This is a genomic window from Psychrobacillus sp. L4 (assembly GCF_042944905.1).
Classification (GTDB): domain Bacteria; phylum Bacillota; class Bacilli; order Bacillales_A; family Planococcaceae; genus Psychrobacillus.
Genome location: NZ_CP168496.1, coordinates 3497534 through 3523309, shown reverse-complemented (window position 1 = coordinate 3523309; position 25776 = coordinate 3497534). Strand labels below are relative to the sequence as shown.

Genomic DNA, 25776 nt, shown 5'->3' with positions numbered 1-25776 from the left:
TCGTCCCGCAATTGGAGACGACCTTTTATTTTGCAATTGTATAATAAGCAATGAAGAGAACAAACACAACTAGTGCGTTAAATAGATTATATTTGGTTCTTGAGATTTTCTGATCGAACTTGTCGTATTTTTTTATGACAGAAATGCCTAAGTAGGTGAAGAATATTGCTAAAAATATTGCGAAAATTGGAGGCAGTGTGTATATTCTTGAATTGATAAAATGAACTAAGATGATAGCAATAGCCATCGCAGCACCATATGCTACTTTTTTCAATGTCGGTTCTTTCAATATGTTCAACTCCTGTTTTAAAAGTATATTTGAGAACTAAATAATTTAGTGAAATTATTATGTGGTATTGAAACGAGAAGTCACTTGATACAAAAACACCTGTTTCTCACATGAATAATATTGCAAGAAACAGGCACTCTTATAGATATTCTCTTAGTTCATTCTCCAAAAATGGCTCTGCGTTTAGCATTTGTGTGAACTGTTTATAGCTTTTGAATTGTTCTTCTGATGACTTTTTCCCGGTTTTGTAAGCACGTATGAGTATATTCTTCGGAGTATTTTCCAAGTCGATAAACTCCACTAGCTGCGCTTCATAACCAACCATATTTAGAATTTCTGCTCGAATGGAGTCTGTTGCAAGTGCTGAAAAACGCTCTTTAATAAGGCCATGTTTTAACATGATGTCGAGCCATGGTGCGTTTAGTTGTGTATTTAGTTCGTGCTGGCAGCAGGGAACGCTTAATATGACACTTGCTCCCCATTTCACGGCGCGTGCTAGAGCCATATCTGTTGCGACATCACAAGCATGCAGCGTGACAACCATATCCACAGCCGATTCATCATTGTAATCGTTAATATCTCCAACCAAAAATTCCAGTTGATCATAGCCTAAATCATCTGCAATTTTGGCACATTCCTCAATGACTTCTTTTTTCAAATCAAGGCCGGTTACTCTAATATCAAGACCCTTTTCAATTTTTAAATAATGATAAAGCGCAAAGGTTAAATATGATTTCCCGGATCCGAAATCAAGAATTCGTACAGGTTTATCTTTTGGTAAGTGGGCAAGTGCATCGTCAATAAACTCCACAAAGCGATTTATTTGCTTGAATTTATCATACTTTTGCTTTTTAACTTTCCCTTCAGCTGTTTGCACTCCTAAACGAATAAGAAAAGGATAGGGAGTATCCTCATCTAAAAGATAATTTTTCTTGCGATTATGTGATAAGTTCACTGTTTTTACAGATTCCATTTTCTCCGATTTCCATATTACTTTGTTTTTCTTAGAAAGCTGAACTTGTACTTTTTCTGCTGTGAAATCTGCATGCATTTGACGGAATTGGTCAAATAGGTTTTCAAGTGACTCTGCAAAGTCTTCTAATGGAATATTTTCATGTTTTAAAATACGTTCGTATTGATATTCAATTTGGATATGATACATATTTTTTATTTCTAGTGGTTTTAGTTTCACACGCTTTACTTCGTTAGACTTTGCACGTGGTTGACTGATGGTTGCAGCAATCAACTGCTTATTTAAAATTTGTTGGATCATATATTCTTTCATTTCTTGAAATTCCATAAAATTCGCCTTCTTTTTCGTAAGATACTTGAAAATAGTGTATCACAACTTCAAGATTCTAGGTTAGTTGGAAAAAGCGAAGTCTTAGTTGGAATCTTAGTTAGTTTAGTTGGAAAAATGATAGATTTAGTTGGAAAAACAGAACGTTTAGTTGGAAAATACAAAAAAAGGAACCTATTTCTCCTTAATATAAGTTAATGTTTTACCTGTCCAACCAAACAAAATAGTAAGTATCGGACTAAGTAAGCAGAAAAAGGCGAATGGCAAATAGTCAATCGTTGGTACAGCTAGTACTTTCGTGATAAATATGCCGCAGACACTCCATGGGATAAGGGGATTAACGACTGTACCTGCATCTTCCATCACGCGGGCTAAGTTTTTATTTGCTAGACCGACTTTTTGAAATTGTGCTTGAAACGTTTCTCCTGTCAATAAAATCGATAAATACTGCTCACCTATTAATGTGTTCACGCCTATTGCAGTAAACGCAGCTGCAGTAATCACAGCACCGACACTCTTTAATAAACTCTCCACTTTCATCAACAAGCTTTGCACGATACCAAGTGTAAATAAAAGGCCGCCCATGCTTAAAGCAAGTAGTACAAGGGATATAGTGAACATCATACTATTCATTCCACCACGTGAGAGAAGGGAATCAATTACTTCAATCCCTGTATTAGATATGTAGCCGCTAAATAAAATGTTTAATACTTCTCCAAAGGCAAAATGGTGATGGAAATAAGAAACGAGTATGCCTGCAATGGAAGTTAAAGCAAGCGCCATAATAGCAGGTACCTTTTTAAAAGAAAGTACGACGAGTAATGCAAGTGGTAGTAATGTATACCAATGGATCATCCCTGTTTGTAGGAGTCCTTCTTGAAAGGTATTGATTTGGTCAAGCTTTTGGGTTTCGTTATCAGGTGATAAAATACCATATCCAACAAGCGAAATGAAAAATGCTGGAATGGTCGTCCAACCCATATTTCGAATATGTTCAAATAAATCTACATGTACAATTGCTGATGCAAGATTTGTCGTATCGGATAACGGAGACATTTTATCCCCGAAAAAAGCACCCGACACAATGGCGCCAGCAGTAATGGCTAAAGAAATATCCATAGCACTAGCCATCCCAACGAATGCAACACCTACTGTTGCGACAGTTGTTAAGGAACTCCCGATGGATAATCCAATAACACAAGTGACAAGAAATGCGATTGCATAGAAAAAGTGTGGAGAAATAAATTGAAACCCTAGGTATATAAGTGTCGGAATCGTTCCACCCATCATCCAACTACTAATTAGAATCCCAATAAAGAAAAAGATGAAAATTGCGCCAAGTCCTGCTTTCGATCCTTCTACAAGACCTTCTTCTAATTTTTTGTAAGGCACTTTTTTACATAGACCATACGTGATAAGTAGTAAAATAGCTAGCAAGATAGGCATATGTGGAACGGCATCAAATTTAATAATACAAACTGCCATTATGGTGATAATCGTCAAAATAAGCAATACTGCCTCCATAAATGGAGGAGTTATCGTCGATCGAATACGAAACATTGTAAATCCCTCCAAGTATTACTCTTTTATTTTACTTTCGTGATTCAACGCTTCGAAGCACTAAAGTAATTAGGATTTTACCATGTATTTACCGACTGTCAATTGGTAATGAAAAAGACTATCTCATCAGAATTTTGTGATAGAATAAAATGAAAGGGACTAACATTCAAATGGGCTATCTCTGACGCATAAGAATGTAGTTAACTACGGACAGCAGGTTGGCGATTACATACACCTGTCAGAGTTGCAAAGGAAAATATCGCATCATAAAATACCAAAATATATTGAATTTGTCGATTCCTATCCTATGACGGCATCCGGTAAAGTTCAAAAGTTCCTTCTACGGGAAATGTCGAAAGAAAAAACAAAAGTGTAACATGTAATCGACACATTTCCCGGGAAATTGTCAAAAGATGTGGCGGCTCTTCAACGTCACCTCTTTTTGTTTCATGAAAAATCATCCATAATAAGAGATGAAAAGAGGTGCATACATGTATTTAGATCATATTGTTCATCATGTAACGAAAACACCAAAAGAAGTAGCAGAGTATTGGTGCGCAAAAGGATTTCACGCAGTTGTTGGAGGTCAGCATATGCACTGGGGTACGTATAATGCCCTTCTGTATACAAAAAATAGCTATATTGAATGGCTCGCACTAGAGCATGAAGCAGTTGCATTGAAAGCCAATCATCCATTAATCAATTTATTTCTATATGATTTGAAAACTGGACCGGGTTTTGGGACAATATGTATCCGTACTTCGACAATTGACGAACTATGCCTGCAACTCGAAGAAAAAGGTATAGAAACGTCCGGAGTTTTCCATGCTGAGAGAAAAACGACAAGTGGCTTAGTGCGTAAGTGGAAAATGCTTTTTGTAAAAGAAGAAATAAATGATGCGCTCCCAACTCCATTCTTTATTGAGTGGGAAGAAAGTGATAAAGAACGCTACCAATTGCTTCAAGACGATGGCACAATAGATGGTAGCAATTTAGAACTGTCTATTACTACGTGTGAGTTTCATGTGGGCAAACCAAGGGAAGTAATGGATAAGTGGAAAAAATATTTTGATTTAAAAGAACAAGATGAAAAGACATTGCTTTTATCAAATACACAATTGGTATTCAAAAAGTTAGAAAATGGAACGAAAGAAAGAATTGCAAGTATTCAAATTAGGGCTTCGGATATAAAAGAAGATATTATATATGAACAAGCAACTTATCGTTTTCGTTAAGAGGGGGAAGTATTTTGGATGAATTAAAAGAAAAGGCAGTCGTTGTTGCGGTTAATCTGAAGCATGATGAGCATTTTGAATATGGATTAGAGGAATTACACAACTTAGCAGAAGCGTTAAATGTAGAAGTTGTTGGGGAAGTAACGCAAAATTTAAATAGAGTAACCTCATCCCACTATGTTGGGACTGGAAAAGTAGAAGAAATAAAAAGTTTCTACGAAGAAGCTGGTGCAAATCTAGTTATTTTTAATGACGAATTGTCACCATCCCAAATTCGAAATTTAGAAAGAGACTTAGATTGCAAAGTAATAGATCGAACGATGCTTATTTTAGATATTTTCGCACGACGAGCAAAATCGAACGAAGCCCAAATGCAAGTAGAATTAGCGCAGCTTCAATACATGTTGCCTCGACTAGTTGGTCTTCGTGCTTCACTAGGTCGACAAGGAGGAGGGACAGGCGGCGGATTCAAAAACCGTGGTGCAGGGGAAACGAAGCTAGAACTAGATAGACGTAAAATTGAAGACCAAATTGCTAAGTTAAAACGAGAGCTTGAACATGTAAAAGATCAACGAGAAACTCAAAGAAAGCAACGAAAGAAAAATGCCATTCCGGTCGTATCTTTAGTAGGATATACGAATGCTGGTAAATCGACAATAATGAACCAACTGCTCAATAAAGTGGGACAAGAAGAATCGAAGCAAGTATTTGAAAAGGACATGCTATTCGCAACACTAGAAACTTCTGTTAGACAAATAAAATTATCTGACCAAAAAGAGTTTTTACTAACAGATACTGTAGGATTCGTTAGTAAGCTTCCACATCATCTGGTGAAGGCATTCCGCTCAACCTTAGAAGAAGCACGTGATGCAAATTTACTTCTACATGTAGTAGACGTTTCCAACGATGAACACCGTTACATGATAGATGTTACAAATGAAACCCTGCTCGCTGTTGGAGTAAAAGATGTCCCTACTATTTTTGTTTACAATAAATCAGACCTTGCGGAAATGAAGTATCCATACGTTTCAGGAGATAATATATGGATTTCTGCAAAAGAAGGTGCGGGATTAGATGAATTGTTAGAAATCATCAAAAATCATATTTTCTCCGATTTTGTAAGCTGCTCAATGCTTGTACCTTTTGATCGAGGAGATATCGTATCCTATCTGAATGAACATGCATCCGTTAAATCAACTTCGTATGAAGAAGAAGGTACGCTTGTTAAAGTCGAATTAAAAAAAGCTGATTATGATCGTTTTCAAAAGTTTATATTTGATAAATAACTAACTCGGCTACGGAAACAGTAGAAAATGGACTTTCGACTGTTTTCATAGTCCTTTATTATTTGCAGTAAATTCCGTTGCGAGAGCGAGAAGGCCTCGCATGAGAGCACTCACCACCAATAACGAGAGAACTCCCGGCCGATACGAGAGCGTCAAGCCTACACCTGAAACAAAACCAAATAAAAAGCTGCTCCACGCACTATGCGGAGCAGCTTTTACTCGTTAAACTTCCTGAAACTGTATATTATGCAATCTAGCGAAAATGCCATCTTGCTCCACTAAATCATTATAGGTTCCGTCTTCTGCAATACCATCTTCGGTTACTACAATTACTCGGTTTGCATCACGAATAGTTGCTAGCCTATGTGCAATAATAAGAGTGGTACGATTTTCTGCAAGCTCCATTAAGGATTGTTGAATAATCTTCTCTGTTTCTGTATCAAGCGCGGAAGTAGCCTCGTCCAAAATTAATATTGGTGGATTTTTCAAGAACATGCGAGCAATCGCTAAACGTTGTTTTTGTCCGCCAGATAGTTTAAGACCTCGTTCGCCGATTTGTGTATCGTAACCTTCTGGGAGCGCTGCGATGAAGCTTTCTAAATGCGCTTTTTTCGCTGCATCTTGAATTTCTTCTTCAGGAGCATCCTTTTTCCCATATGCAATATTTTCGCGAATTGTCCCAGTGAATAAGAATACGTCTTGCTGCACAATCCCAATTTGCGAGCGTAAAGACTCCATGGCAATGTCTTGAATATTTAATCCATCAATCAATATAGCGCCAGTATTCACATCATAAAAACGCGGGATTAGCGAGCAGATAGTCGTTTTCCCAGCACCTGATGGACCAACGAATGCAACAGTTTCTCCAGCTTTTACGGATAAGTTAATATTATCTAAGACAGACCTATGATCATCATATCCAAAGCCTACATTCTCGAATTCAATATCACCATTTAAGTGAGATACTTTCAAAGCATTTGGGCGATCTTTAATCTCAGGATCCTGCTCCATAAGATCCAAAAATCGTTTAAATCCTGCCATGCCTTTCGGATACAACTCGAGAAGAGCTGTAATTTTATCGACCGGTTTTATTAACACATTAACATAAAGGATAAAACTTACAAGCTCGCCGGTTGTCAGTTTCCCTTTAACTGTAAACCATGCTCCCACTACAAGCACGACCAATGTTACAAGGCGAGTCATCATATAAATACTCGAATGCGTTCTGGCCATTACCTTATAAGCTACTAGCTTGGCTAAACGGAATTGTCCATTATCTTTTTGGAAACGAGCAATTTCAAAATTTTCGTTTGTAAATGATTGCACCACTCGCACGCCGGATACACTATCTTCAACTCGAGCATTGACGTCTGCAATTTTACCATACATGTTTTTCCATGCTTTATTCATCATAATATTTCCGTATATTGCAACAATCGCTAGGAACGGTACCATAATAATTGAAATTAGCGCGAGCTCGGGGTTGATATTGAACATAATAATAAATGCACCGATTAGTGTCATGATTGCGATGAATAAATCCTCTGGACCATGATGTGCAAGCTCGCCAATATCAAATAAGTCATTCGTAATGCGACTCATTATATGACCAGTTTTTGTATTATCAAAAAAACGAAATGATTGTCTCTGTACATGATTGAATAATTGCTGTCTCATATCGGTTTCGATATTAATGCCAAGTTTATGTCCTAAATAACTCACGACATAATTGAGGAAAGTACTCAAAATATAGACCAATAAAAGCAAAATTCCAATCTTAACAATCATATTCCAATCACCAGTTGGTAACAATTTATCGATAAACCATTGAACTGCTACAGGAAACGCTAGCTCTAGTATTGCAACGAATACTGCGCTACTAAAGTCGATGATGAATAATCGCTTATGTGGCTTATAATATGAAAAAAACTTCTTTAGCACAAAATCTACCCCTCTCCTTTATCAAGACTATTATACAGAAAAATGTCGGAAGTCTAAATATAATGAATTCAATTATATGTATTTACGTCCATCAGGAAATAAGATATTGTAGAATTCTTGAAATAATGACTAGTTGACTTGCGTAATGGGCTTAATTTACTGAAGCATTGGATGGTGGTATTAATTAAACAAAATAGCTCATTGTTCCTTTTTTGAAAAAAAAATACTTATAGTCCTGTGTTTACTAGTTGAAAATACTGAAATATTAAGTTAATGTTTTTTGACAGGAGAAAGAGGGAAATATATAGCATGTTTCTTATTAAAGCCTAGGCTCAAGGCATTAATTGCTTTAGCACAAGCTCGTCACAGTTAATCTGTCGCCTTGTGCTTTTCTAAAAAAGAAAAGAGGTAGTAGTATGGCAACAAAAGAAGAAATAGTACAATCGGTGCCGCAAAAAGGATTTTTCGGTCACCCGAAAGGCTTACTATCGTTATTTTTCACGGAGTTTTGGGAGCGGTTTTCCTATTATGGAATGCGAGCTATTTTAATCTACTATATGTATTACGAAGTGACGCAAGGTGGTTTAGGAATTGATAAAACCACTGCCAATTCGATCTTGGCTGTATACGGCTCTCTTGTTTATATGTCTGGAATAATTGGAGGCTGGATTGCGGATAGAATTTTCGGAAATATTAAAACAGTATTTGTCGGTGGTCTCCTTATTATGTGTGGGCATATTGTATTGGCATTTCCTGGTGGTATGACACCATTATTTATTTCTATGGCTTTAATCATAATTGGAACTGGTCTGTTAAAACCGAATATTTCAAGCATTATTGGAGATTTGTATTCAGAAGATGATGTACGTCGTGATTCAGGCTTCAGTATTTTTTATATGGGTATTAATGCAGGGGCTTTTATAGCACCTTTAATCGTTGGAACAATTGGTCTTGAATACAATTTCCATTTAGGATTTGGAATTGCAGCAATAGGCATGGCTCTTGGATTAATTGTTTTTATGTTTACAAAGAAAAAGTACCTTGGATTAGCAGGCTCGTATGTACCAAACCCAATGTCTAAAGAAGAACGAAAGAAAGTTCTGACGCGAATCGGTCTTGCTATCCTATTAGTATTAATAGTTGGATTCATCTTAGTCCAACAGGGCGTTATGACAATCGATGTTTTTACGATGACGGTGTCTATTTTAGGTATTGTTATACCAACGCTTTATTTTATTGTGATGTATAGAAGTGGGAAAACTTCTGCAGATGAAAAGTCGAGATTACTTGCGTATATTCCACTATTTGTTGCGGCTATGATGTTCTGGGCAATTCAAGAACAAGGATCAAATATTTTAGCTCTATATGCGGATGAACGAGTAAATTTAATGATTGGTTCATATAAGATTTCACCTGCATGGTTCCAATCGTTGAATCCTCTTTTCGTCATTGCACTTGCACCAGTTTTTGCTTGGCTTTGGGTGAAATTAGGCGATAGACAGCCATCTACACCTAGAAAGTTTGCGTATGGTTTATTTTTTGCTGGGATGTCCTTTATTGTTATGATCATCCCTGCATATATAAATGGAACAGAATCGCTTGTTAACCCATTTTGGCTAGTATTGAGTTTCTTCTTAGTTGTTCTTGGTGAATTATTGCTTTCTCCAGTTGGTTTATCAGCAACGACCAAACTTGCACCTGCTGCTTTTGCGGCGCAAACAATGAGTTTATGGTTTTTAACGAATGCATCTGCTCAAGCAATCAATGCGCAAGTGGTAAAACTATATACACCTGAAAATGAGATTGTGTATTTTGGAATAATCGGAGTTCTCGCGCTTGTTCTAGGATTATTATTGTACTTTTTCACTCCGCTAATCCAAAAATATATGCGTGGAGTAAGATAATAGAAAATAAATGAAACCTTTCCGTAGTCTTCCTCGTAAAGTTATTATCTGAAAAGAAGGGATGATAAACGAGATGAAGAAATGGACCACACTATTAGCTGTAGCCACATTAGCATTAGGTTTAGCAGCATGTAATGAGACGGCTGCCCCGGTAAAAGATAAAGATGTAACGGAGACGAGTAAGTTAACACTTCAAGAAGTGTATAATAAGTCACTAAAAGTATCAGAAGAACTGAAAAGTGTGAAAGCAAAAATAGATATGAAGCAAACGATGCATTTGCCTGCTCAAGATATGAATTTGGATGTTAGTTCTGTTTTGGAGATGGATTATATAGTAGATCCGATGCAGATTCATCAAACCGGGACGACAAGCATGCAGTCGGATGATAAGAGTTTGGAAGCACAAGATATTGAATTAGAAAGTTATATTACAAAAGATGCTTTCTATATGTATGAAGCAACATCGGGTCAATGGATGAAGTTCCCGAAAGAAATGATGGATCAACTGATGAATGTAACAGATCAATCAAATCCGTCAAACCAACTGAAAATAATTAAAAGCTTTTTAGGGGATTTCACATTCGAGCAAGACAATGATAACTATATCCTTTCATTACAAGCCTCTGGAGAAAAGTTTACAGAATTGGTAAAAGCGCAAGTAAATGAAGCGCTTCAAAGTTTCGGTGGGGAAGATGTAAAAATGGATATGACCATTAACTCCATAAACTACTTAATTCACATCGATAAGAAATCATTCCAAACAAATAAAGTAGATATGGTTCTAGATATGGATATGACGATTGATGGAGAAAAGATGAATATGAAACAAAATGTTAAATCTGACTTCTCCAACTTTAATAAGATGAAAGAAATTGTTATTCCACAAGAGGTTATTGATAGTGCTACTTCCATCTGATTAACTTAATTGCCAAAAAAGACTGCTGTAATTGTCGTGAAAAATCGACAGTTGTAAGCAGTCTTTTTGTTTTAAATGCATTCTTATAGTAAGGTAAATTACTGGAATATAAGTGGACAAAATTACATATATATCATCAATTGAAAATCATTTTCATTAATGGTTGACTTGTAAACCCAAGATGCTATAATAAAACTTGTGATTAAATGATAATGATTTTCACTATCATTTCTTTCACAAATAGAATGATGAGGATAATTATGAAAAAAAGATATCTTGCAATTGCATTAGTCGCGCTTTCTCTCTTATCTCTTTTTGTTGGTGTTACGAGAATTTCACCAATGGATTTGTTAGATTTTACTTCGCAAAAGACGCAAATATTTTTGATTAGCCGTATACCGAGACTTATCGCCATTATTCTTGCAGGAGCAGGGATGAGTATTGCAGGGTTAATCATGCAGAGTTTAAGTAGAAATAAGTTCGTATCTCCAACAACGGCAGGAACGCTAGATGCTACTCGCTTAGGAATATTAATCTCGATGATCGTATTTACAAATGCGACCTATATGCAGAAGCTCACTTTTGCATTTATCTTCGCTTTAGCTGGTACATTGCTGTTTATGCAAATACTTAATCGAATAAAGTTTAAAGATGCCATCTTTATTCCACTTGTTGGTCTAATGTTCGGAAACATTTTGTCTTCGATTACCACGTTTTTTGCTTACAAATCAAACATTGTTCAAAATATTACTGTCTGGCTACAAGGGGACTTTTCCTTGATCTTGAAAGGCAGATATGAATTATTGTACATAAGTGTACCTGTATTAATAATTGCCTATTTTTATGCTAATCGTTTTACTGTTGCTGGGATGGGTGAGGATTTTGCAAAAAATCTCGGTTTATCTTACAAAAGAGTTATGAACTTAGGTTTGGTATTAGTCGCTTTAATCTCGACTACGGTTGTCTTAACAGTTGGAATGATTCCATTTTTAGGTTTAATCATTCCGAATATTGTATCTATATTTAAAGGCGATCATTTAGAAAAGACATTACCACATACGGCATTGCTTGGAGTTATATTCTTGTTGATATGCGACATTTTAGGGCGGGTGTTAATTTTCCCTTACGAAATTCCGATTAGTATGACAGTTGGTGTAATCGGAAGCGCCATCTTCCTATTCTTATTGTTTAGGGGGAAAGCATATGCGTAACAGCACAAAAATGATCTTATTGCTATCATTGGTCTTAGTCTGTGTAGCATTGTACTTATTTCAAGGATTGAATGGGAATTATGATTATGCGCTACCGCGTCGTGCTATTAAAGTATTAGCGATGGCTCTTACAGGTGTAGCGATTGCCTATTCCACAGTGATTTTTCAAACAATTACACATAATCGCATTTTAACGCCAAGTGTAATGGGGCTCGATTCGCTCTATTTGTTGGTGCAGACATTTATTTATTATTTCTTTGGTTCCATGTCGATTTTAGTCATTAACAAAAATTATAATTTCTTTATTTCTATTATAGCGATGATTGTATTTGCACTTTTACTTTATCGCTTTTTGTTTAACGCTGGCAAACGTCCAATCTATTTCTTGCTTCTAGTTGGGATTATCATTGGGACATTTTTGGGAAGTATTACAACTTTCCTTCAGGTACTCATTGATCCGAATGAGTTTACAAGCTTACAAAATAAAATGTTTGCGAGCTTTAACAATGTAAACGCAGATCTAGTATGGCTCGCGATGATAATTATAGTCTTAAGCATCCTTTACGGTTGGCGTACCATTAGAGAGTTGGATGTACTATCTCTAGGACGTGATAATGCCATTAATCTTGGGGTGGATTACGATAAGATCGTCAAAAGCATGCTAGTGTTGTCAGCGGTTTTAATCGCTACTTCTACAGCGCTTGTTGGGCCAATAACATTTTTTGGCTTAATCGTTGCGAATTTATCGTATCAGTTTTTTAACACATACAAGCATTCGGTACTAATTATAGGAGCCAGTTTAATGAGCCTAGTTGCATTAATCGGTGGACAGTGGATTGTTGAAAGAATTTTCACGTTCGATACTACATTGAGCGTAATTATTAACTTTCTCGGTGGAATTTACTTCATCTACTTGTTATTAAAGGAGAGTCGAGCTACAACATGATCCAATTAAAAGGGGTAACCAAATATTTTGCTAAAAAGCCTGTAGTGGACAATGTTAGTGTAAATATTCAGTCCGGAAAGATTACTTCGTTTATTGGTCCGAATGGAGCTGGGAAATCAACACTTTTGTCAATGGTGAGTCGTTTGTTAGATGCGGACACGGGTGAGGTCTTACTAGATAAATCAGATGTACGTAAATGGAAATCCAACGACTTCTCCAAACGCGTATCCATTTTGAAACAATCGAACTATATGAATGTACGTTTAACTATTCGTGAGTTAGTTTCGTTTGGACGTTTTCCTTATTCCAAAGGACGTTTAAATGCAGAAGATATTAAAATGGTTGACCAAGCAATTGAGTACATGAACTTAGCTGATTTAGAAAATAGCTACTTAGATGAGCTTTCTGGTGGTCAACGTCAGCGTGCTTTCATTGCGATGGTTATTGCTCAAGACACAGAATATATTTTATTAGATGAACCTTTAAATAATTTGGATATGAAGCATTCTGTTCAAATTATGAAAATTCTTCGAAAGCTTGTAACAGATCTTGGTAAAACGGTTGTAATTGTATTGCACGACATTAACTTTGCATCTGTATATTCGGATTATATTGTTGCGTTGAAAGACGGACGTGTGATCAAAGATGGTCCAACCAATGAAATCATAAATTCGGTTGCTTTAAAAGAGATCTATGACATGGATATTCCAATTCAAGAAATGGAAAGCTGTCGCATTTGTGTATATTTTAATTCATAAAAAAGGAGATTTTAAAAATGAAAAACTGGAAATTATTATCGGTGATTTTTGCAATGCTAGTACTATTATTAGCTGCATGTGGTTCGAAAAATGAAGCAACTGAAGATACTTCAAAAGCAAATGAGGATGCTTCTACAGAGGGAGCAACAGAAGAAGCTTCTGTTTTTCCATTAACAATTGCACAACCAGAAGGATATAAAGAAGTAACACTTGATGCAAAACCTGAAACAGTTGTTGTATTTGACTACGGTTTCCTAGATACATTAGATTCACTTGGAGTTGACGTAACTGCCGTATCACAAAGCAGTTTACCGAAATACTTAAGCAAATATGCAGATGAAGCTACTTACAAAAATGCTGGCGCATTGAAAGAGCCGGATTTCGAAGCAATCAGTGCAATGAAACCAGATGTAATTTTCATTTCCGGTCGTCAAGCTGACGCATATGAAGAATTAAGTGAAATTGCTCCAACCGTTTTTGTTGGTTTAAACACTGCTGACTATGTAAATTCATTTAAAGCAAATACAGCATTAGCGGGTAAAATATTCGGTAAAGAAGCAGAAGCGACTGCAGCATTAGAAAAAATTGATGCAAAACTTGTGGAAGTAAAAGAAAAAACAGCTAGTCTAGATGATAAAGCTTTAATCGTCCTTGCATCTGAAGGCGAATTAAGTGCTTATGGCCCTGGTTCACGTTTCGGTGTAATCCATGATGCATATGGTGTAAAAGCCGTTGATGAAAACCTGGAAGTTTCTACACATGGGCAAAGCGTTTCGTATGAATACGTTTTGGAGAAAAACCCAGATATTCTTTTCGTAGTAGATCGCGACGCAGTAGTAACTGAAGGAGAATCAGGTACAAAAGCAGCAATTGAAAATGACATTGTTGGTAAAACAAACGCGGCTAAAAATGGCAAGATCTATTACTTAAATCCAGAAGTTTGGTACTTGTCGGGCGGCGGTATTGAATCAGAGAATGCTAAAATTGATGCTGTATTAAAAGCATTGAAATAAGAAAGAAATAAAAGTCCACGGGGAGCAGTTCCTCGTGGACTATTGCTTTTTTGGGTGAATCGATCAATCAAGGAGACATCCTTTTTCATTGTACATAACGAATATCTAGCTTATACTTTTTCTAATGGAAGAAGGAGGGGATTATATGAAAAAATGGTTTTATCCGCTTGGACTAGCCTCGTTATTAGGTTTTGTTTCTTTCTTTTTAACGTTTACTAAGGATGAGGTGGTTGCGCTTGATCACAAAATGTCGGAGTTACTTAGTGGCAATCAATTTATCATTCCATTTCATTATTTAGGCGAAACTGCATTTGTAATTATTATTATGCTACTATTATTTGCATATTTATGGATTCATTCGAAAAACTATCGAGGCATGCTGTTTGGATTGTTTACGGTTGGTGTAGGAAATGTGCTCAATCAATTATTAAAAAAATGGGTACAGCGGGCTCGACCAGATGTTCCGCATCAACTAGAGAGTTTTAGTTTTCCATCTGGGCATGCCATGGTCGGATTATTATATGTATTCACCGTTGCATATTTTCTAACAGAATACCAATCAAATAAAAAAACTCGTATACTTATTTGGATTGGAGCTATACTCCTTACTATGATGATTGGCTTATCTCGAATTGCAGAAAGCAGACATTTTGCCTCAGATGTATTTGCGGGATGGATGGCAGGGTATACATGGTTCGTTATCGTTGCATTGTGGTATGAATACCGTAAAAAAAGCGTTCCAAAGATTAAATTGTAAAATCCTTTCCTTCTCAGGAAAGGATTTTTTAGAGGAGGACATATCTTGCTGTTTGAGTTGCCAGATGAATTTGTTGCACTTGGGATGAAAAGAATAGAAGGTTTTCCTGTAGAAGGCTTCGTCAAAGGAAAAGGTCCCAAAAACCCTGCAATTTTGTTAATAGGAGAAGCACCGGGAGAAAATGAAGCTATACAAGGTATACCTTTCATCGGTAGAGCAGGAGATGAACTAGAAAAGTCTCTCAAAAGTGTCAATCTGACAAGAGATGACGTTTATATGACCAGTGCCGTTAGAAGTAGACCATATATGTGGAAAGAGAAAAAAATGAGAAATGGCGAAATAACAGAGAGAAAATATAATCGTCCTCCGACAAAGCATGAAATTATTGCACATGCACCATTACTCGATTATGAAATCAAAAACATAGCACCACTAGTCATTGTGACATTAGGAAATGTTGGGCTTCAGCGTCTACTTGGCAAAGATGCGAAAGTATCTAATTTGCACGGACAAGTACTTGAACATGCGGTGAGACATTTAAGTTCACTTGAAAAAGATGAGTATATATGGTCGGATGAAAAATATAGGATTATTCCAACGTATCATCCAGCTGCCGTTTTTTACCGTCCTTCCAACAGAGATTTTATAGAGGATGATTGGAGGAAGATTGGTAAGTATGTCAGTGCTATGAAATACTAGGTTTGGGTCAATACATGGAAGTTCAACTTTTGCATTATTAATGCTAAGTAGCTAATAGTATAATTGATATAAAAAAGGCAGCACAGTTAGTTAACTGCACTGCCTTCTGTATAGATAGAAACTATTGTTCCTGTTAAATTCATTCCAACTGGGGTGAGTTCAAAGTTAGGGAACTTTCCATATAAGTTAGAGATAAATTTTTCTTCAGTTCCTTTTTGGACAAGGGAGAGAAGGGTTGGTCCAGCCCCACTTATGCAAGTTCCAAATGCCCCAGCCTTCTTAGCGGCAATAATAATTTCCCTGCTTTCTGGAATTAGGTCTAGTCGATATGGTTCATGAAACAAATCCTGCTCCATATACGTTCCCACTTGATTGAATGAGTGAGTTAGAAATGCCGCTGTTAACAGATTTGCCGTAGCGCTTGCTTGTGCAGCTATCTTACGAGTATAACTATTCGGTAAGGCATTTCTAGCTTTTTCTGTTTTTAATTCAAAGTTTGGTATGAATAAAACAAAAGCAGCGCCAATATTAGCAGTATGGAATACGTTGATTTCACCATTATCTGCACAGGATGAAATAGTAAAGCCGCCAAAAATGGAAGCAGCCGCATTATCAGGATGACCTTCCATCACAGTCGCTACTTTCAATTTATCATGAGATGTGAGCCGAAGACCAAGTACCTGGTTAGCAACTTCTATCCCAGCAACAATAGCAGATGCACTACTACCCATTCCTCGAGCGAGTGGAATTTCACTTTTCACCTCTAAATGGCAGGCCGGTAATGTTAGGCCGTGTATTTGAGCTGTCTTTTGCGCTGCTTGTACAATTAAATGCTTTTCTGGATTTGGAACAATCGGTAAATTATCGGATAAGTTATCGATTTTCCACTCCGTGGCAACCTCTACATCGACTTGTAAAAATTTATCCAAAGCAATTCCAATTGAGTCAAAACCAGGGCCTAAATTAGCAGTACTTGCTGGTATGGAAATTGCCCACTTTTTACTCATAGTACTTCCTCGATATATCGTCGAATTTCTTCCTCATCATTTTTTAAAGATATTAAATCTACTGTAGAAACTTGCATAGCGGTATCTGGATCTTTTAAGCCGTTACCAGTAAAAATTGTTACTACTTTGCTTCCTGCAGGAATTTTTCCGCTTTTCACAGATTTAATAACCCCTGCTAAAGATGCTGCGGAACCCGGTTCTATAAACAGACCTTCACGACTAGCAATTAACTGATATGCGTTTAATATTTCTTCGTCAGTAACAGAGTCAATAATACCACCAGATTCGTCACGAGCCGCTTCCGCTAATGACCAACTCGCAGGATTTCCGATTCGAATTGCTGTTGCAATTGTTTCTGGATTAGCAATTGGTGTACCTTGTACGATTGCCGCTGAACCTTCTGCTTCAAACCCGTACATTTTCGGTAAACCAGATTGCTTTACTTCATTATATTCTTTGAATCCTTTCCAATAGGCGCTTATATTTCCTGCATTACCAACTGGAATACATAAAATATCAGGAGAAGAACCTAGGGCATCTACAATTTCAAAGGCAGCTGTTTTTTGTCCTTCTAGACGGTATGGATTGACCGAGTTAACTAATGCAACAGGTGTTGTTTCGCTGACTTTCCGAACGATTTGTAATGCATCGTCAAAGTTTCCATCAATCTCAATAATTTTAGCACCATACATGCAAGCTTGGGCTAATTTACCAAGCGCAACTTTTCCTTTTGGTATCACTACGATGGATTTTATCCCGGCCCGAGCAGCGTATGCCGCAGCAGCAGCGGAAGTGTTTCCTGTAGAAGCACAAATAACGCATTTGCTCCCTTCTTCCATTGCTTTAGCTACAGCAAATACCATCCCGCGATCCTTAAATGATCCAGTCGGATTTGCCCCTTCCACTTTTCCATAAAGTTCGATTCCTAGTTCTTTTGACAAGTTATCTAGTTTAATAAGAGGCGTATTTCCCTCGTGTAATGATAATTTAGGAGTTTTTTCTGTTATAGGTAAAAATTCTTTATATTCTTCCATTAAACCTTGCCAAGCCATGATGATATCCGCCTCTCTGTTCTTCTTGAATAAACATATGTATTTCTATAAAGGACATTCTACCTTAATAAAGTATAAAAAACAAGATTAAATTTCTATTGATAGTTTACGATTCGATGCGTATACTATTCATGTAAAGATATTGCATGACAGATGTAAAGACAGGGGAAGTATATGCTTAAAAAGAATTCGTTATCAAAGAATAAATTACTAGGAATTGCGGGTCTAGCGTGGATGTTCGATGCAATGGATGTAGGAATTCTATCATTCATTATTGCAGCGCTGGCTGCAGATTGGGGTTTAACTCCAGTGCAAATGGGATGGATCGGAAGCGTGAACTCTATTGGGATGGCAGTTGGCGCATTAGTTTTTGGCGTTTTTGCTGATAAAGTAGGGCGTAAAAAGATTTTTATGATAACATTACTGCTGTTTTCTATCGCAGGAGGATTATCCGCGCTGACGACTACATTGGTAGCATTTTTAATATTACGATTCTTCGTGGGAATGGGGCTTGGTGGGGAACTTCCTGTTGCGTCTACGCTAGTTTCTGAAAGTGTGGAAGCAAAAGAAAGAGGCAGAGTCGTTGTATTATTAGAAAGTTTTTGGGCAGCTGGCTGGCTTATATCAGCCCTAATTGCTTACTTTATTATTCCAGCTTACGGTTGGAGAATTGCTTTAGTAATTACTGCATTACCAGCATTTTACGCCATCTATTTACGTATTAAATTACCAGATTCTCCTCGCTTTACGGAGAAGAAAACACAATCTAGAACGATTATGCAAAATATGAAAGAAGTATGGTCCGAGAAATATGCGAAACGGACTTTAATGCTCTGGATTGTTTGGTTTACGGTCGTATTTTCTTATTATGGAATGTTCTTGTGGTTACCAAGTGTCATGGTAATAAAAGGTTTCAGTTTGATAAAGAGCTTTGAATACGTATTGATTATGACACTGGCACAGTTACCTGGGTACTTCTCAGCAGCATGGTTAATAGAAAAAGCTGGTCGGAAATTTGTATTAGTTACGTACTTACTTGGAACTGCAGCGAGTGCATTTGTATTTGGTTCTGCTGATACTACCGTAGCATTAATTGTTTCTGGTATGTTCCTGTCATTCTTTAACCTAGGAGCTTGGGGAGCTTTATATGCTTATTCCCCGGAACAGTATCCAACCGTTATCCGAGCAACAGGGTCTGGAATGGCTGCTTCTGTTGGCCGTGTAGGCGGTATTTTAGGGCCTCTATTAGTTGGGTCTCTTGTAACTGCTGGATATGAAATCGGATGGATTTTCGGCATATTCTGTATCGCCATCGTCATTGGCGTATTAGCAGTTCTATTCCTTGGCACTGAGACAAAACAAGTTGAATTAGATTAATTTATGAACCCGTTCTATATTGGAGCGGGTTTCATTTTGTTTGGAAGTTAAAACATAGTAAAATGAAGAAATAGTAACACAAGGGGAGTGGGGACTTGGGAGAATTAAAACATAAAAGAATCCTAATCATTGGCTCGAGTGGTGCAGGGAAATCGACATTATCAATAAAACTTGCAAAGAAGTGGCAATTACCACTAGTCCATTTAGATGCACTATTTTGGAACGCAGGTTGGGTTCCAACTCCGAAGTCAGAATTTAGAGAGAAAATTAAAGGAAAATTAGAAGACGACGAATGGATTATTGATGGTAATTTTGACTCTACTTTAGAATTAAGAGCGAAGTATGCAGATTTAATTGTCTTCTTGGATTTCCCTAGACTTCTATGTACGTATCGAGTTTTAAAGAGAGCATGGAAATACCGAGGAACAACCCGCCCTGATATGGCTCCAGGGTGTGAAGAAAAAATAGATATAGAATTCGCCCAGTGGGTTTGGCGTTTTCCAAGGGATGCACGTCCAGGCATTTTAAGTGTATTAAAAAATTCTAGGAATGTGGATATCTGTATATTGCGAAATCCAAAAGAAGTAAAAGCCTTTCTAGAAACTGCTCCATGTAAATAAGTATTTCTCCAAAATGGGCAGGCAAACTTTGAAGCGAAGAAAATGAGGTTTTATAAATGGAATTAATAGATCCAACATTTTTTCATCAACCAACATTAGAGTTAGCAAGAAATTTAATAGGGAAATATATTGTACATGAGCATAATTGTGAGCTGCTTAAAGGAAAAATTGTAGAAACAGAAGCGTATATGGGAGCAGAAGACCGAGCAGCCCATAGCTTCGGAAACAGAAGGACGAAACGAACAGAAGTGATGTTTGGAGAACCTGGGCTTATTTATACGTACCAAATGCATACACATACGCTGATTAACGTTGTAGCTGGAGTGGAAGGTATCCCGAATGCCATATTAATACGAGCAGTAGAACCAATAGAAGGCTTCGAACGAATGAAAGAATTCCGTAATAACTTACCTATGAAACAATGGACAAACGGCCCAGGCAAATTAACAAAAGCATTAGGAATTACGATGGAATACTACGGGAAAAAGTGGACGGAAGAGCCTCTGTACATAACAGAAGGAGTGGAAGTACATTCAATTTCTACTGGACCTCGAATAGGGATCGAAAATAGCGGAGAAGCAGTACACTACCCATATAGATTTTGGGAAACGGACAATCCGTATGTTTCGAAAATGAGATAGGGAGTAATGGGTGAATCAGCGTGCTAATCGCAAACTCACCAAAAAAAGACCGACCAAAATAATATTGGCCGGTCTTTACTAGTTGGTTATATCAATTTCCCCATATAAAACTCATCCACAAATTGACCATTAATGATTAACGCATTTTTTCGGTCGCCTTCAATATCGAAACCAAGCTTTTTATAAAGCTTTTGTGCATTTGTATTCTCTTTAATGACAGAAAGCTCAAGCTTTGAAATTTCTACCTCTTTTGCCCATTTTTCCCCATGATGCATAAGGGAAGAAGCGATCCCTTTTTGAGAGAATTCCTGTTTTACACCAATAACTACAGATGCTCTATGCAATGCACGTGGAGCTGGTCCACCGGTAAATAATACATACCCAGCAAATTGTCCATTCATGATTGCAAAAAGTAAAATAGAATTGGATGTATTTTTCCAATTAGTCATTTCTTTTCGAATGCTTTGGACAGTCATTTGTATGTCTGATTTTCCATACAACATAAAGTCTGTTTCAGAGAAAATGGATTCCTGTAAGCGAATGAATGAACGCGCATCTTCTAATTCTGCTTCCCGTATGATAAGAATATCCTGTTGGTTATTTTCATCTAAGAGTCTTTCTTCTTTGTCTATAACGTTACTATGAAAAAGAACCGATTTTCCCAATTCTACAGATTTTACGGAGTATCCATTATCTGTCCAGGCGAAATAATGTAATGCAGGAGGCTTTGTCTTTTTCCACCAACTGCTACTTAAATACGCAGCGTTCGGCAATATTTGCCCAATGACTGCTTCAATTTCACTATATTGTAATGTAATTTCTTTATTAGTTGATTGTTTGAAAAAGTTTGCAAGTGGTATGTATTTGCTCTCAAAAAGTTTGGCCATTATTTCACTCTTTTCTTTATCTACAAGAATTATAGTATAATTATAGCACCAAATACTTATATGCACACTACTAAAAGCTTATTTTTGCGTTAAATAATTCCTGTAATTAAAAAGTATTACTCCAAAATGAAGTAATACTTTTTAACAGTTAACTAATATTAAGCTTCCACTAATTCTAATTGAAGAGCCGGGCCGAAGAATTCATAGTGAATTTGTTCATTTGAATAACCAAGTTCGAGTAGATGATTAATCATTGCTTCCATAAACCCAACTGGTCCACATACGTATACATCGCCATCTATGCGTGCGTAATCTTTCAGTACGTCTTTTGAAATGAATTCATCACTATCAGAGTAAAGTGACACATATTTCGCATCATCCATTGCTTCCATTAAAGCACGAATATCTTTATCAAATGGATGGAGGTTTTCATTACGGGCACTATAGATAAAGGATACTGGACGATTTGATTGGTTTTTCGCAATTGTTTCGAACATACTCATCATTGGTGTAATACCAACTCCACCACTCAAGAAAGTAGCAGGAGTTGTTTTTTCTGGATCTAAAACAAATTCCCCAGCTGGAGCAGTAAGTTCTACTGTATCACCAACACTTACGTTATTGTGTAAATGAACCGAAACTTTTCCTTCTGGATTATTTTCATCTTCTTTTTTCACTGAAATACGAAATGTTTCAGACTCTGCTGCTTTCGATAAGCTATATTGTCTGTTTAATAAATATTTTTCCCCTGGAATGCTTACACGAATTGTAATGAATTGACCAGGTTCATAAGTAGGTACTGCTGATTCATCTGCTGGTTTTAAATAAAATGAAGTAATGTTTTCACTTTCTTTTACTTTATCTGCAATAACGAAGTCTTTAAAAAATCTCCAACCGCCTTCTTTTGACTCTGCTGCTACATACATTTCTTCTTCGATGCCGATAAAAGCATTTGCGATAACTCCATATGCTTCAGCCCAAGCATTAATGATATCGTCAGTAGCTGCATCTCCTAATACTTCTTTGATTGCGCCAAGTAGATGTTCACCTACAATTGGATAATGTTCAGGTTTAATACCTAAGCTTACATGTTTTTGCCCAATTTGTTTTACCGCTGGAATAATTGCCGCTAAATTATCAATATGGACTGCAGCTGCGTATACTGCGTTTGCTAGAGCAGTTTGTTGGCGACCTTTTGCTTGGTTAGCATGATTGAAAATATTTAATAGCTCTGGGTGTGCGTTAAACAAATTTTTATAAAAAGCTGAAGTTATTGCAACTCCGTGAACTTCTAATACAGGTGCTGTTGATTTTACGATATCAATTGTTTTTTGAGATAACATGCTCTTTACACTTCCATTTCTTTTTCTTGTTGTTTATGAATACAACAATACTCCCTCATTTTCTTTAAAGCAATATTTAAAATACATCTTTATAAAGCTTTGATAAATCAGACACATTTCTTTCACGACTTTGCCATAATCGTTATAATGGGAATGAAGAATGGCGGTGGCAGTGTGAGACTGACTATGTATACAGATTTCTCATTGAGAGTGTTAATATACCTGGGAACAAAAGAAAAAAACGAGCTTTCAACGATTCAATCCATTTCAGATGCATATAATATTTCGAAAAATCATTTGATGAAAGTAACTCATGAATTAGGGAAACTCGGTTATATTGAAACGATACGAGGAAGAGGTGGCGGCATTCGTTTAGCAATGGAGCCGGCAGCTATTAATATAGGACAAGTTGTAAGACTAACAGAAGACGACTTTCACTTAGTAGAATGTTTTGATTGCAAAACCAATACTTGTGTCATTACACCTGCTTGCAGTTTGAAGGGCGCACTCCAGTTAGCATTAAAAGCTTATTTAAATGTGTTAGATGAATATACGCTTGCAGATTTTTTACATCAAAAATCCCAATTAGCAAATTTACTTTTCAATCAGCAACGATAAGTATGATAAAATAAGTTCGGCAATTGATTTTTAGGAGGATTATTCATGGAAAAAGTATTAGTTTTTGGACATAAAAACCCTGACACAGACACCATTACATCAGCAATCGTATATGCACATTTAAAAAATGCAATTGGCGAAAAGGCTGAAGCAGTTCGTTTAGGTGAATTAAATAATGAAACAAAATTCGCATTAGAAAAATTCGGATTTGAAGCACCAAGATTAGTTGGAAACGTTGCAAAAGAAGCAATAAAAGTAATTTTAGTTGATCACAATGAAAAGCAACAAAGCGCAGATGGCATCGAAGAAGTGCAAGTAACGGAAGTAATTGACCATCATCGTATTGCAAACTTCGAAACAGCTGAGCCTTTATACTATCGTGCAGAACCAGTTGGATGCACAGCAACTATTTTAAATAAAATCTTTAAAGAAAAAGGCGTACAAATTCCAGCAAATATTGCAGGCTTAATGCTTTCAGCAATTGTATCGGATACTTTACTATTTAAATCACCAACTTGTACAGAAGAAGACGTTGCCGCTGCACGTGAACTTGAAAAAATTGCAGGCGTAAACGCAGCAGAGTATGGACTAGCTATGCTAAAAGCAGGAGCAGATTTGAGCGATAAGAGCTTAGAGGACCTTTTATCACTAGATGCAAAAGAATTCGGCATGGGCGAATACAAAGTAGTCATTGCACAAGTAAACGCAGTAGACGTAAACGACGTAATGGGTCGCCAAGAGGAACTTGAAGAATTAATTAATCGTGAAATTCAAGAAAAAGAATTGGATCTATTTTTCTTCGTCGTAACAGATATTCTAAACAATGACTCAGTAGCTCTAGCACTTGGCAAAGTAGCGCTAAAAGCAGAAGCTGCATTTAATGTGACATTCGATAATAATACTGCCCTACTTAAAGGTGTAGTATCTCGTAAAAAACAAGTAGTCCCAGCATTAACTGAAGCATTAGCATAATAAAAATAGAAAAAGGCTATCTCAAAAGTTGCTATTTATTCATAGCAATCTAGAGATAGCCTTTTTTCTTAGAAAATCTCCGTGTATCTTAGAAAACGCGCCAAATCTCAGGAAATATCTGAGTATCTCAGAAAATCCAGGTGATATCTCAGAAAACACAGATTGAATCTCAGGAAATCTCATGAATATCTCAGAAAATCCATATTTATTCATCAATAAGCATTTAAATTGTTGAACTCCATGGAAATCTTTACAATGTAATAGAGGTGATTAACATGAAAATTGAAGTATGGTCAGATTTTGTATGTCCTTTTTGTTATATAGGAAAACGAAGATTAGAAGAAGCGTTGGAGCAAACAGGTTTTGCAAATCAAGCTGAGGTGGAATTTAAAAGTTATCAACTAGATCCAAACACACCGAAAGTTTCAGAGAAGAGTATGTATGAAGTACTTGCTGAAAAATACGGATCTACATTAGAAGCTGCAAAAAATATGACTGCACAGGTTGCAGAACAGGCTAAAACAGTTGGTCTTGCATACAATTTTGATGCTATGAAACCTGCGAATACGTTGGATGCGCATCGAATTGTAAAATGGGCATCTGAGCAAGGGAAAGCGAATGAAGTAAATGAGTTAATGCTGCATGCATATTTCATTGAAGCAAAAGAGATTGGTAAACACGAAGTGCTTCTTGAATTAATCGAATCAATTGTTTTATCAAGAGAAGAAGCAGAAAAAGTGTTGAATTCAGATGCTTATTTGACAGATGTTCAAGCGGATATCGCTAGGGCAGGGCAAATTGGCGTACGCGGTGTACCATTTTTTGTATTGAATGATAAGTATGCAATTTCTGGTGCACAGCCTACTGAAACATTCGTTGGCGCATTGAATAAGATTGCAGAGGAAGAGGGCATTTCACCGAAACTCCAGCTTCTTGGAGAAGATGCTAACCTTTGTACCGATGATACATGTGATATTTGATAAAACAGTAAGCCAGCTAGGAGAAGTCCTAACTGGCTTTTTATGTTCTTCTTTCAAATGAATGAAATCTAGTACCTTGGAAAATCAAAACACCAAGATCATCTTCGGCAAGCATTCCGTATTCGTGTCCACTAAGTCTAAGCTCCATTCTATCTCCGCTTTCCACTTGAAATGTTGCATAATAGGAAGTAGATGCTGCACTATTACCGGCACCTCCACTTGTTTTCGAACGTTTTGTTACTACATGTGCGGGTACAGATAGTTTAGGAGAATTATTGTTTTTATTCCATTGAATTAAACCCCTAATAATAGTAAATATGATAGTTCCAAATACGATAATAAAAACGAGCGAAATAAATATTGGACCAAAGACAAACATAAAGCCATTCATATAAATTCTCCTAAAAAAAACTGTTTTTATCATATACGAAAAAGTTTGAATAAAGTTTCGTTTATAGATAGAC

Annotated in this window: 25 protein-coding genes; 16 read left to right on the top strand and 9 right to left on the bottom strand. The window is 36.7% G+C overall.

The genetic code is table 11. From position 1 onward, the window contains the following. Positions 1 to 25: 25 nt before the first annotated feature. The 3 genes from ACEPXG_RS16965 to nhaC all read right to left on the bottom strand — a co-directional run bounded on the left by ACEPXG_RS16965 (position 26) and on the right by nhaC (position 3149). A complete protein-coding gene (locus ACEPXG_RS16965; RefSeq protein ID WP_391204978.1) occupies positions 26 to 289 on the bottom strand; it encodes a hypothetical protein in 264 nt (87 codons plus the stop codon). 139 nt (positions 290 to 428) lie between these two features. Beyond that, positions 429 to 1589: a class I SAM-dependent methyltransferase gene (locus ACEPXG_RS16960; RefSeq protein WP_391204975.1), complete on the bottom strand. Its 1161-nt coding sequence runs from the start codon at positions 1587 to 1589 to the stop codon at positions 429 to 431. 174 nt (positions 1590 to 1763) lie between these two features. Beyond that, entirely contained in the window at positions 1764 to 3149 is a 1386-nt protein-coding gene (nhaC, locus tag ACEPXG_RS16955) for a Na+/H+ antiporter NhaC (RefSeq protein ID WP_391204972.1), read from the bottom strand. A gap of 491 nt (positions 3150 to 3640) precedes the next feature. Here nhaC and ACEPXG_RS16950 point away from each other — a divergent pair, with 491 nt between their 5' ends. Both ACEPXG_RS16950 and hflX read left to right on the top strand, forming a co-directional pair. After that, positions 3641 to 4384 (top strand): VOC family protein, encoded by a 744-nt coding sequence (locus tag ACEPXG_RS16950; protein ID WP_391204970.1) that lies wholly within the window; start codon positions 3641 to 3643, stop codon positions 4382 to 4384. Positions 4385 to 4398: 14 nt separating this feature from the next. After that, on the top strand, positions 4399 to 5670 hold the full coding sequence (gene hflX / locus ACEPXG_RS16945) for a GTPase HflX (protein WP_391204967.1): 1272 nt from the start codon (positions 4399 to 4401) through the stop codon (positions 5668 to 5670). A 222-nt stretch (positions 5671 to 5892) separates the two neighbouring features. Here the strand turns inward: hflX and ACEPXG_RS16940 are convergent, their stop codons facing one another. Beyond that, on the bottom strand, positions 5893 to 7611 hold the full coding sequence (locus ACEPXG_RS16940) for an ABC transporter ATP-binding protein (RefSeq protein WP_391204964.1): 1719 nt from the start codon (positions 7609 to 7611) through the stop codon (positions 5893 to 5895). 416 nt (positions 7612 to 8027) lie between these two features. On the opposite strand from ACEPXG_RS16940, the gene ACEPXG_RS16935 reads away from it, so the two are divergent. From ACEPXG_RS16935 to ACEPXG_RS16900, 8 genes are all read left to right on the top strand, one after another. After that, positions 8028 to 9515, top strand: coding sequence for a peptide MFS transporter (locus ACEPXG_RS16935; RefSeq protein ID WP_391204961.1), 1488 nt, complete (start codon positions 8028 to 8030; stop codon positions 9513 to 9515). A 73-nt stretch (positions 9516 to 9588) separates the two neighbouring features. Then, on the top strand, positions 9589 to 10431 hold the full coding sequence (locus ACEPXG_RS16930; protein ID WP_391204958.1) for a DUF6612 family protein: 843 nt from the start codon (positions 9589 to 9591) through the stop codon (positions 10429 to 10431). A gap of 260 nt (positions 10432 to 10691) precedes the next feature. Further along, on the top strand, positions 10692 to 11642 hold the full coding sequence (locus tag ACEPXG_RS16925; protein ID WP_391204956.1) for an ABC transporter permease: 951 nt from the start codon (positions 10692 to 10694) through the stop codon (positions 11640 to 11642). Next, complete coding sequence (locus ACEPXG_RS16920; RefSeq protein WP_391204953.1) at positions 11635 to 12588, top strand: iron chelate uptake ABC transporter family permease subunit; 954 nt, start codon at positions 11635 to 11637, stop codon at positions 12586 to 12588. Before ACEPXG_RS16925 ends, ACEPXG_RS16920 begins: the two co-directional genes overlap by 8 nt. Continuing rightward, a complete protein-coding gene (locus tag ACEPXG_RS16915; RefSeq protein WP_391204950.1) occupies positions 12585 to 13346 on the top strand; it encodes an ABC transporter ATP-binding protein in 762 nt (253 codons plus the stop codon). The genes ACEPXG_RS16920 and ACEPXG_RS16915 overlap by 4 nt, the downstream gene beginning before the upstream one ends. A gap of 17 nt (positions 13347 to 13363) precedes the next feature. Beyond that, positions 13364 to 14359: a siderophore ABC transporter substrate-binding protein gene (locus ACEPXG_RS16910; protein ID WP_391204947.1), complete on the top strand. Its 996-nt coding sequence runs from the start codon at positions 13364 to 13366 to the stop codon at positions 14357 to 14359. A gap of 145 nt (positions 14360 to 14504) precedes the next feature. After that, positions 14505 to 15116 (top strand): phosphatase PAP2 family protein, encoded by a 612-nt coding sequence (locus tag ACEPXG_RS16905; RefSeq protein ID WP_391204944.1) that lies wholly within the window; start codon positions 14505 to 14507, stop codon positions 15114 to 15116. Between the two features lie 84 nt (positions 15117 to 15200). Then, positions 15201 to 15815, top strand: a complete 615-nt coding sequence (locus tag ACEPXG_RS16900) for a uracil-DNA glycosylase (RefSeq protein WP_391209972.1) — start codon at positions 15201 to 15203, stop codon at positions 15813 to 15815. 86 nt (positions 15816 to 15901) lie between these two features. On the opposite strand, the gene thrB is transcribed toward ACEPXG_RS16900, so the two are convergent. Both thrB and thrC read right to left on the bottom strand, forming a co-directional pair. Beyond that, positions 15902 to 16822: a homoserine kinase gene (gene thrB, locus ACEPXG_RS16895; RefSeq protein ID WP_391204941.1), complete on the bottom strand. Its 921-nt coding sequence runs from the start codon at positions 16820 to 16822 to the stop codon at positions 15902 to 15904. Then, the gene (gene thrC / locus ACEPXG_RS16890; protein ID WP_391204938.1) at positions 16819 to 17874 is read right to left on the bottom strand and encodes a threonine synthase; all 1056 of its coding nucleotides are present in this window, start codon (positions 17872 to 17874) and stop codon (positions 16819 to 16821) included. The genes thrB and thrC overlap by 4 nt, the downstream gene beginning before the upstream one ends. A 174-nt stretch (positions 17875 to 18048) precedes the next feature. Here thrC and ACEPXG_RS16885 point away from each other — a divergent pair, with 174 nt between their 5' ends. From ACEPXG_RS16885 to ACEPXG_RS16875, 3 genes are all read left to right on the top strand, one after another. Further along, positions 18049 to 19251 carry an MFS transporter gene (locus tag ACEPXG_RS16885; protein ID WP_391204935.1) on the top strand — a complete coding sequence of 401 codons (1203 nt, stop codon included), beginning with the start codon at positions 18049 to 18051 and terminating at the stop codon, positions 19249 to 19251. A 95-nt stretch (positions 19252 to 19346) separates the two neighbouring features. After that, the gene (locus ACEPXG_RS16880) at positions 19347 to 19871 is read left to right on the top strand and encodes a DNA topology modulation protein (RefSeq protein ID WP_391204932.1); all 525 of its coding nucleotides are present in this window, start codon (positions 19347 to 19349) and stop codon (positions 19869 to 19871) included. A gap of 56 nt (positions 19872 to 19927) precedes the next feature. Next, a complete protein-coding gene (locus tag ACEPXG_RS16875) occupies positions 19928 to 20512 on the top strand; it encodes a DNA-3-methyladenine glycosylase (RefSeq protein ID WP_391204929.1) in 585 nt (194 codons plus the stop codon). Positions 20513 to 20598: 86 nt separating this feature from the next. On the opposite strand, the gene ACEPXG_RS16870 is transcribed toward ACEPXG_RS16875, so the two are convergent. Next, positions 20599 to 21399: a GNAT family N-acetyltransferase gene (locus ACEPXG_RS16870; protein ID WP_391204927.1), complete on the bottom strand. Its 801-nt coding sequence runs from the start codon at positions 21397 to 21399 to the stop codon at positions 20599 to 20601. 158 nt (positions 21400 to 21557) lie between these two features. Further along, positions 21558 to 22742: an NO-inducible flavohemoprotein gene (hmpA, locus tag ACEPXG_RS16865; RefSeq protein ID WP_391204924.1), complete on the bottom strand. Its 1185-nt coding sequence runs from the start codon at positions 22740 to 22742 to the stop codon at positions 21558 to 21560. 174 nt (positions 22743 to 22916) lie between these two features. Between hmpA and ACEPXG_RS16860 the strand changes: the two genes are divergently transcribed. The 3 genes from ACEPXG_RS16860 to ACEPXG_RS16850 all read left to right on the top strand — a co-directional run bounded on the left by ACEPXG_RS16860 (position 22917) and on the right by ACEPXG_RS16850 (position 25312). Next, positions 22917 to 23360, top strand: a complete 444-nt coding sequence (locus tag ACEPXG_RS16860; protein ID WP_391204921.1) for an RrF2 family transcriptional regulator — start codon at positions 22917 to 22919, stop codon at positions 23358 to 23360. A 45-nt stretch (positions 23361 to 23405) separates the two neighbouring features. Continuing rightward, positions 23406 to 24332, top strand: a complete 927-nt coding sequence (locus ACEPXG_RS16855) for a manganese-dependent inorganic pyrophosphatase (RefSeq protein WP_391204918.1) — start codon at positions 23406 to 23408, stop codon at positions 24330 to 24332. A gap of 275 nt (positions 24333 to 24607) precedes the next feature. Then, positions 24608 to 25312 (top strand): DsbA family protein, encoded by a 705-nt coding sequence (locus ACEPXG_RS16850; RefSeq protein ID WP_391204916.1) that lies wholly within the window; start codon positions 24608 to 24610, stop codon positions 25310 to 25312. Positions 25313 to 25352: 40 nt separating this feature from the next. On the opposite strand, the gene ACEPXG_RS16845 is transcribed toward ACEPXG_RS16850, so the two are convergent. After that, positions 25353 to 25703, bottom strand: coding sequence for a DUF2500 domain-containing protein (locus ACEPXG_RS16845; RefSeq protein ID WP_391204913.1), 351 nt, complete (start codon positions 25701 to 25703; stop codon positions 25353 to 25355). Positions 25704 to 25776: the final 73 nt, after the last annotated feature.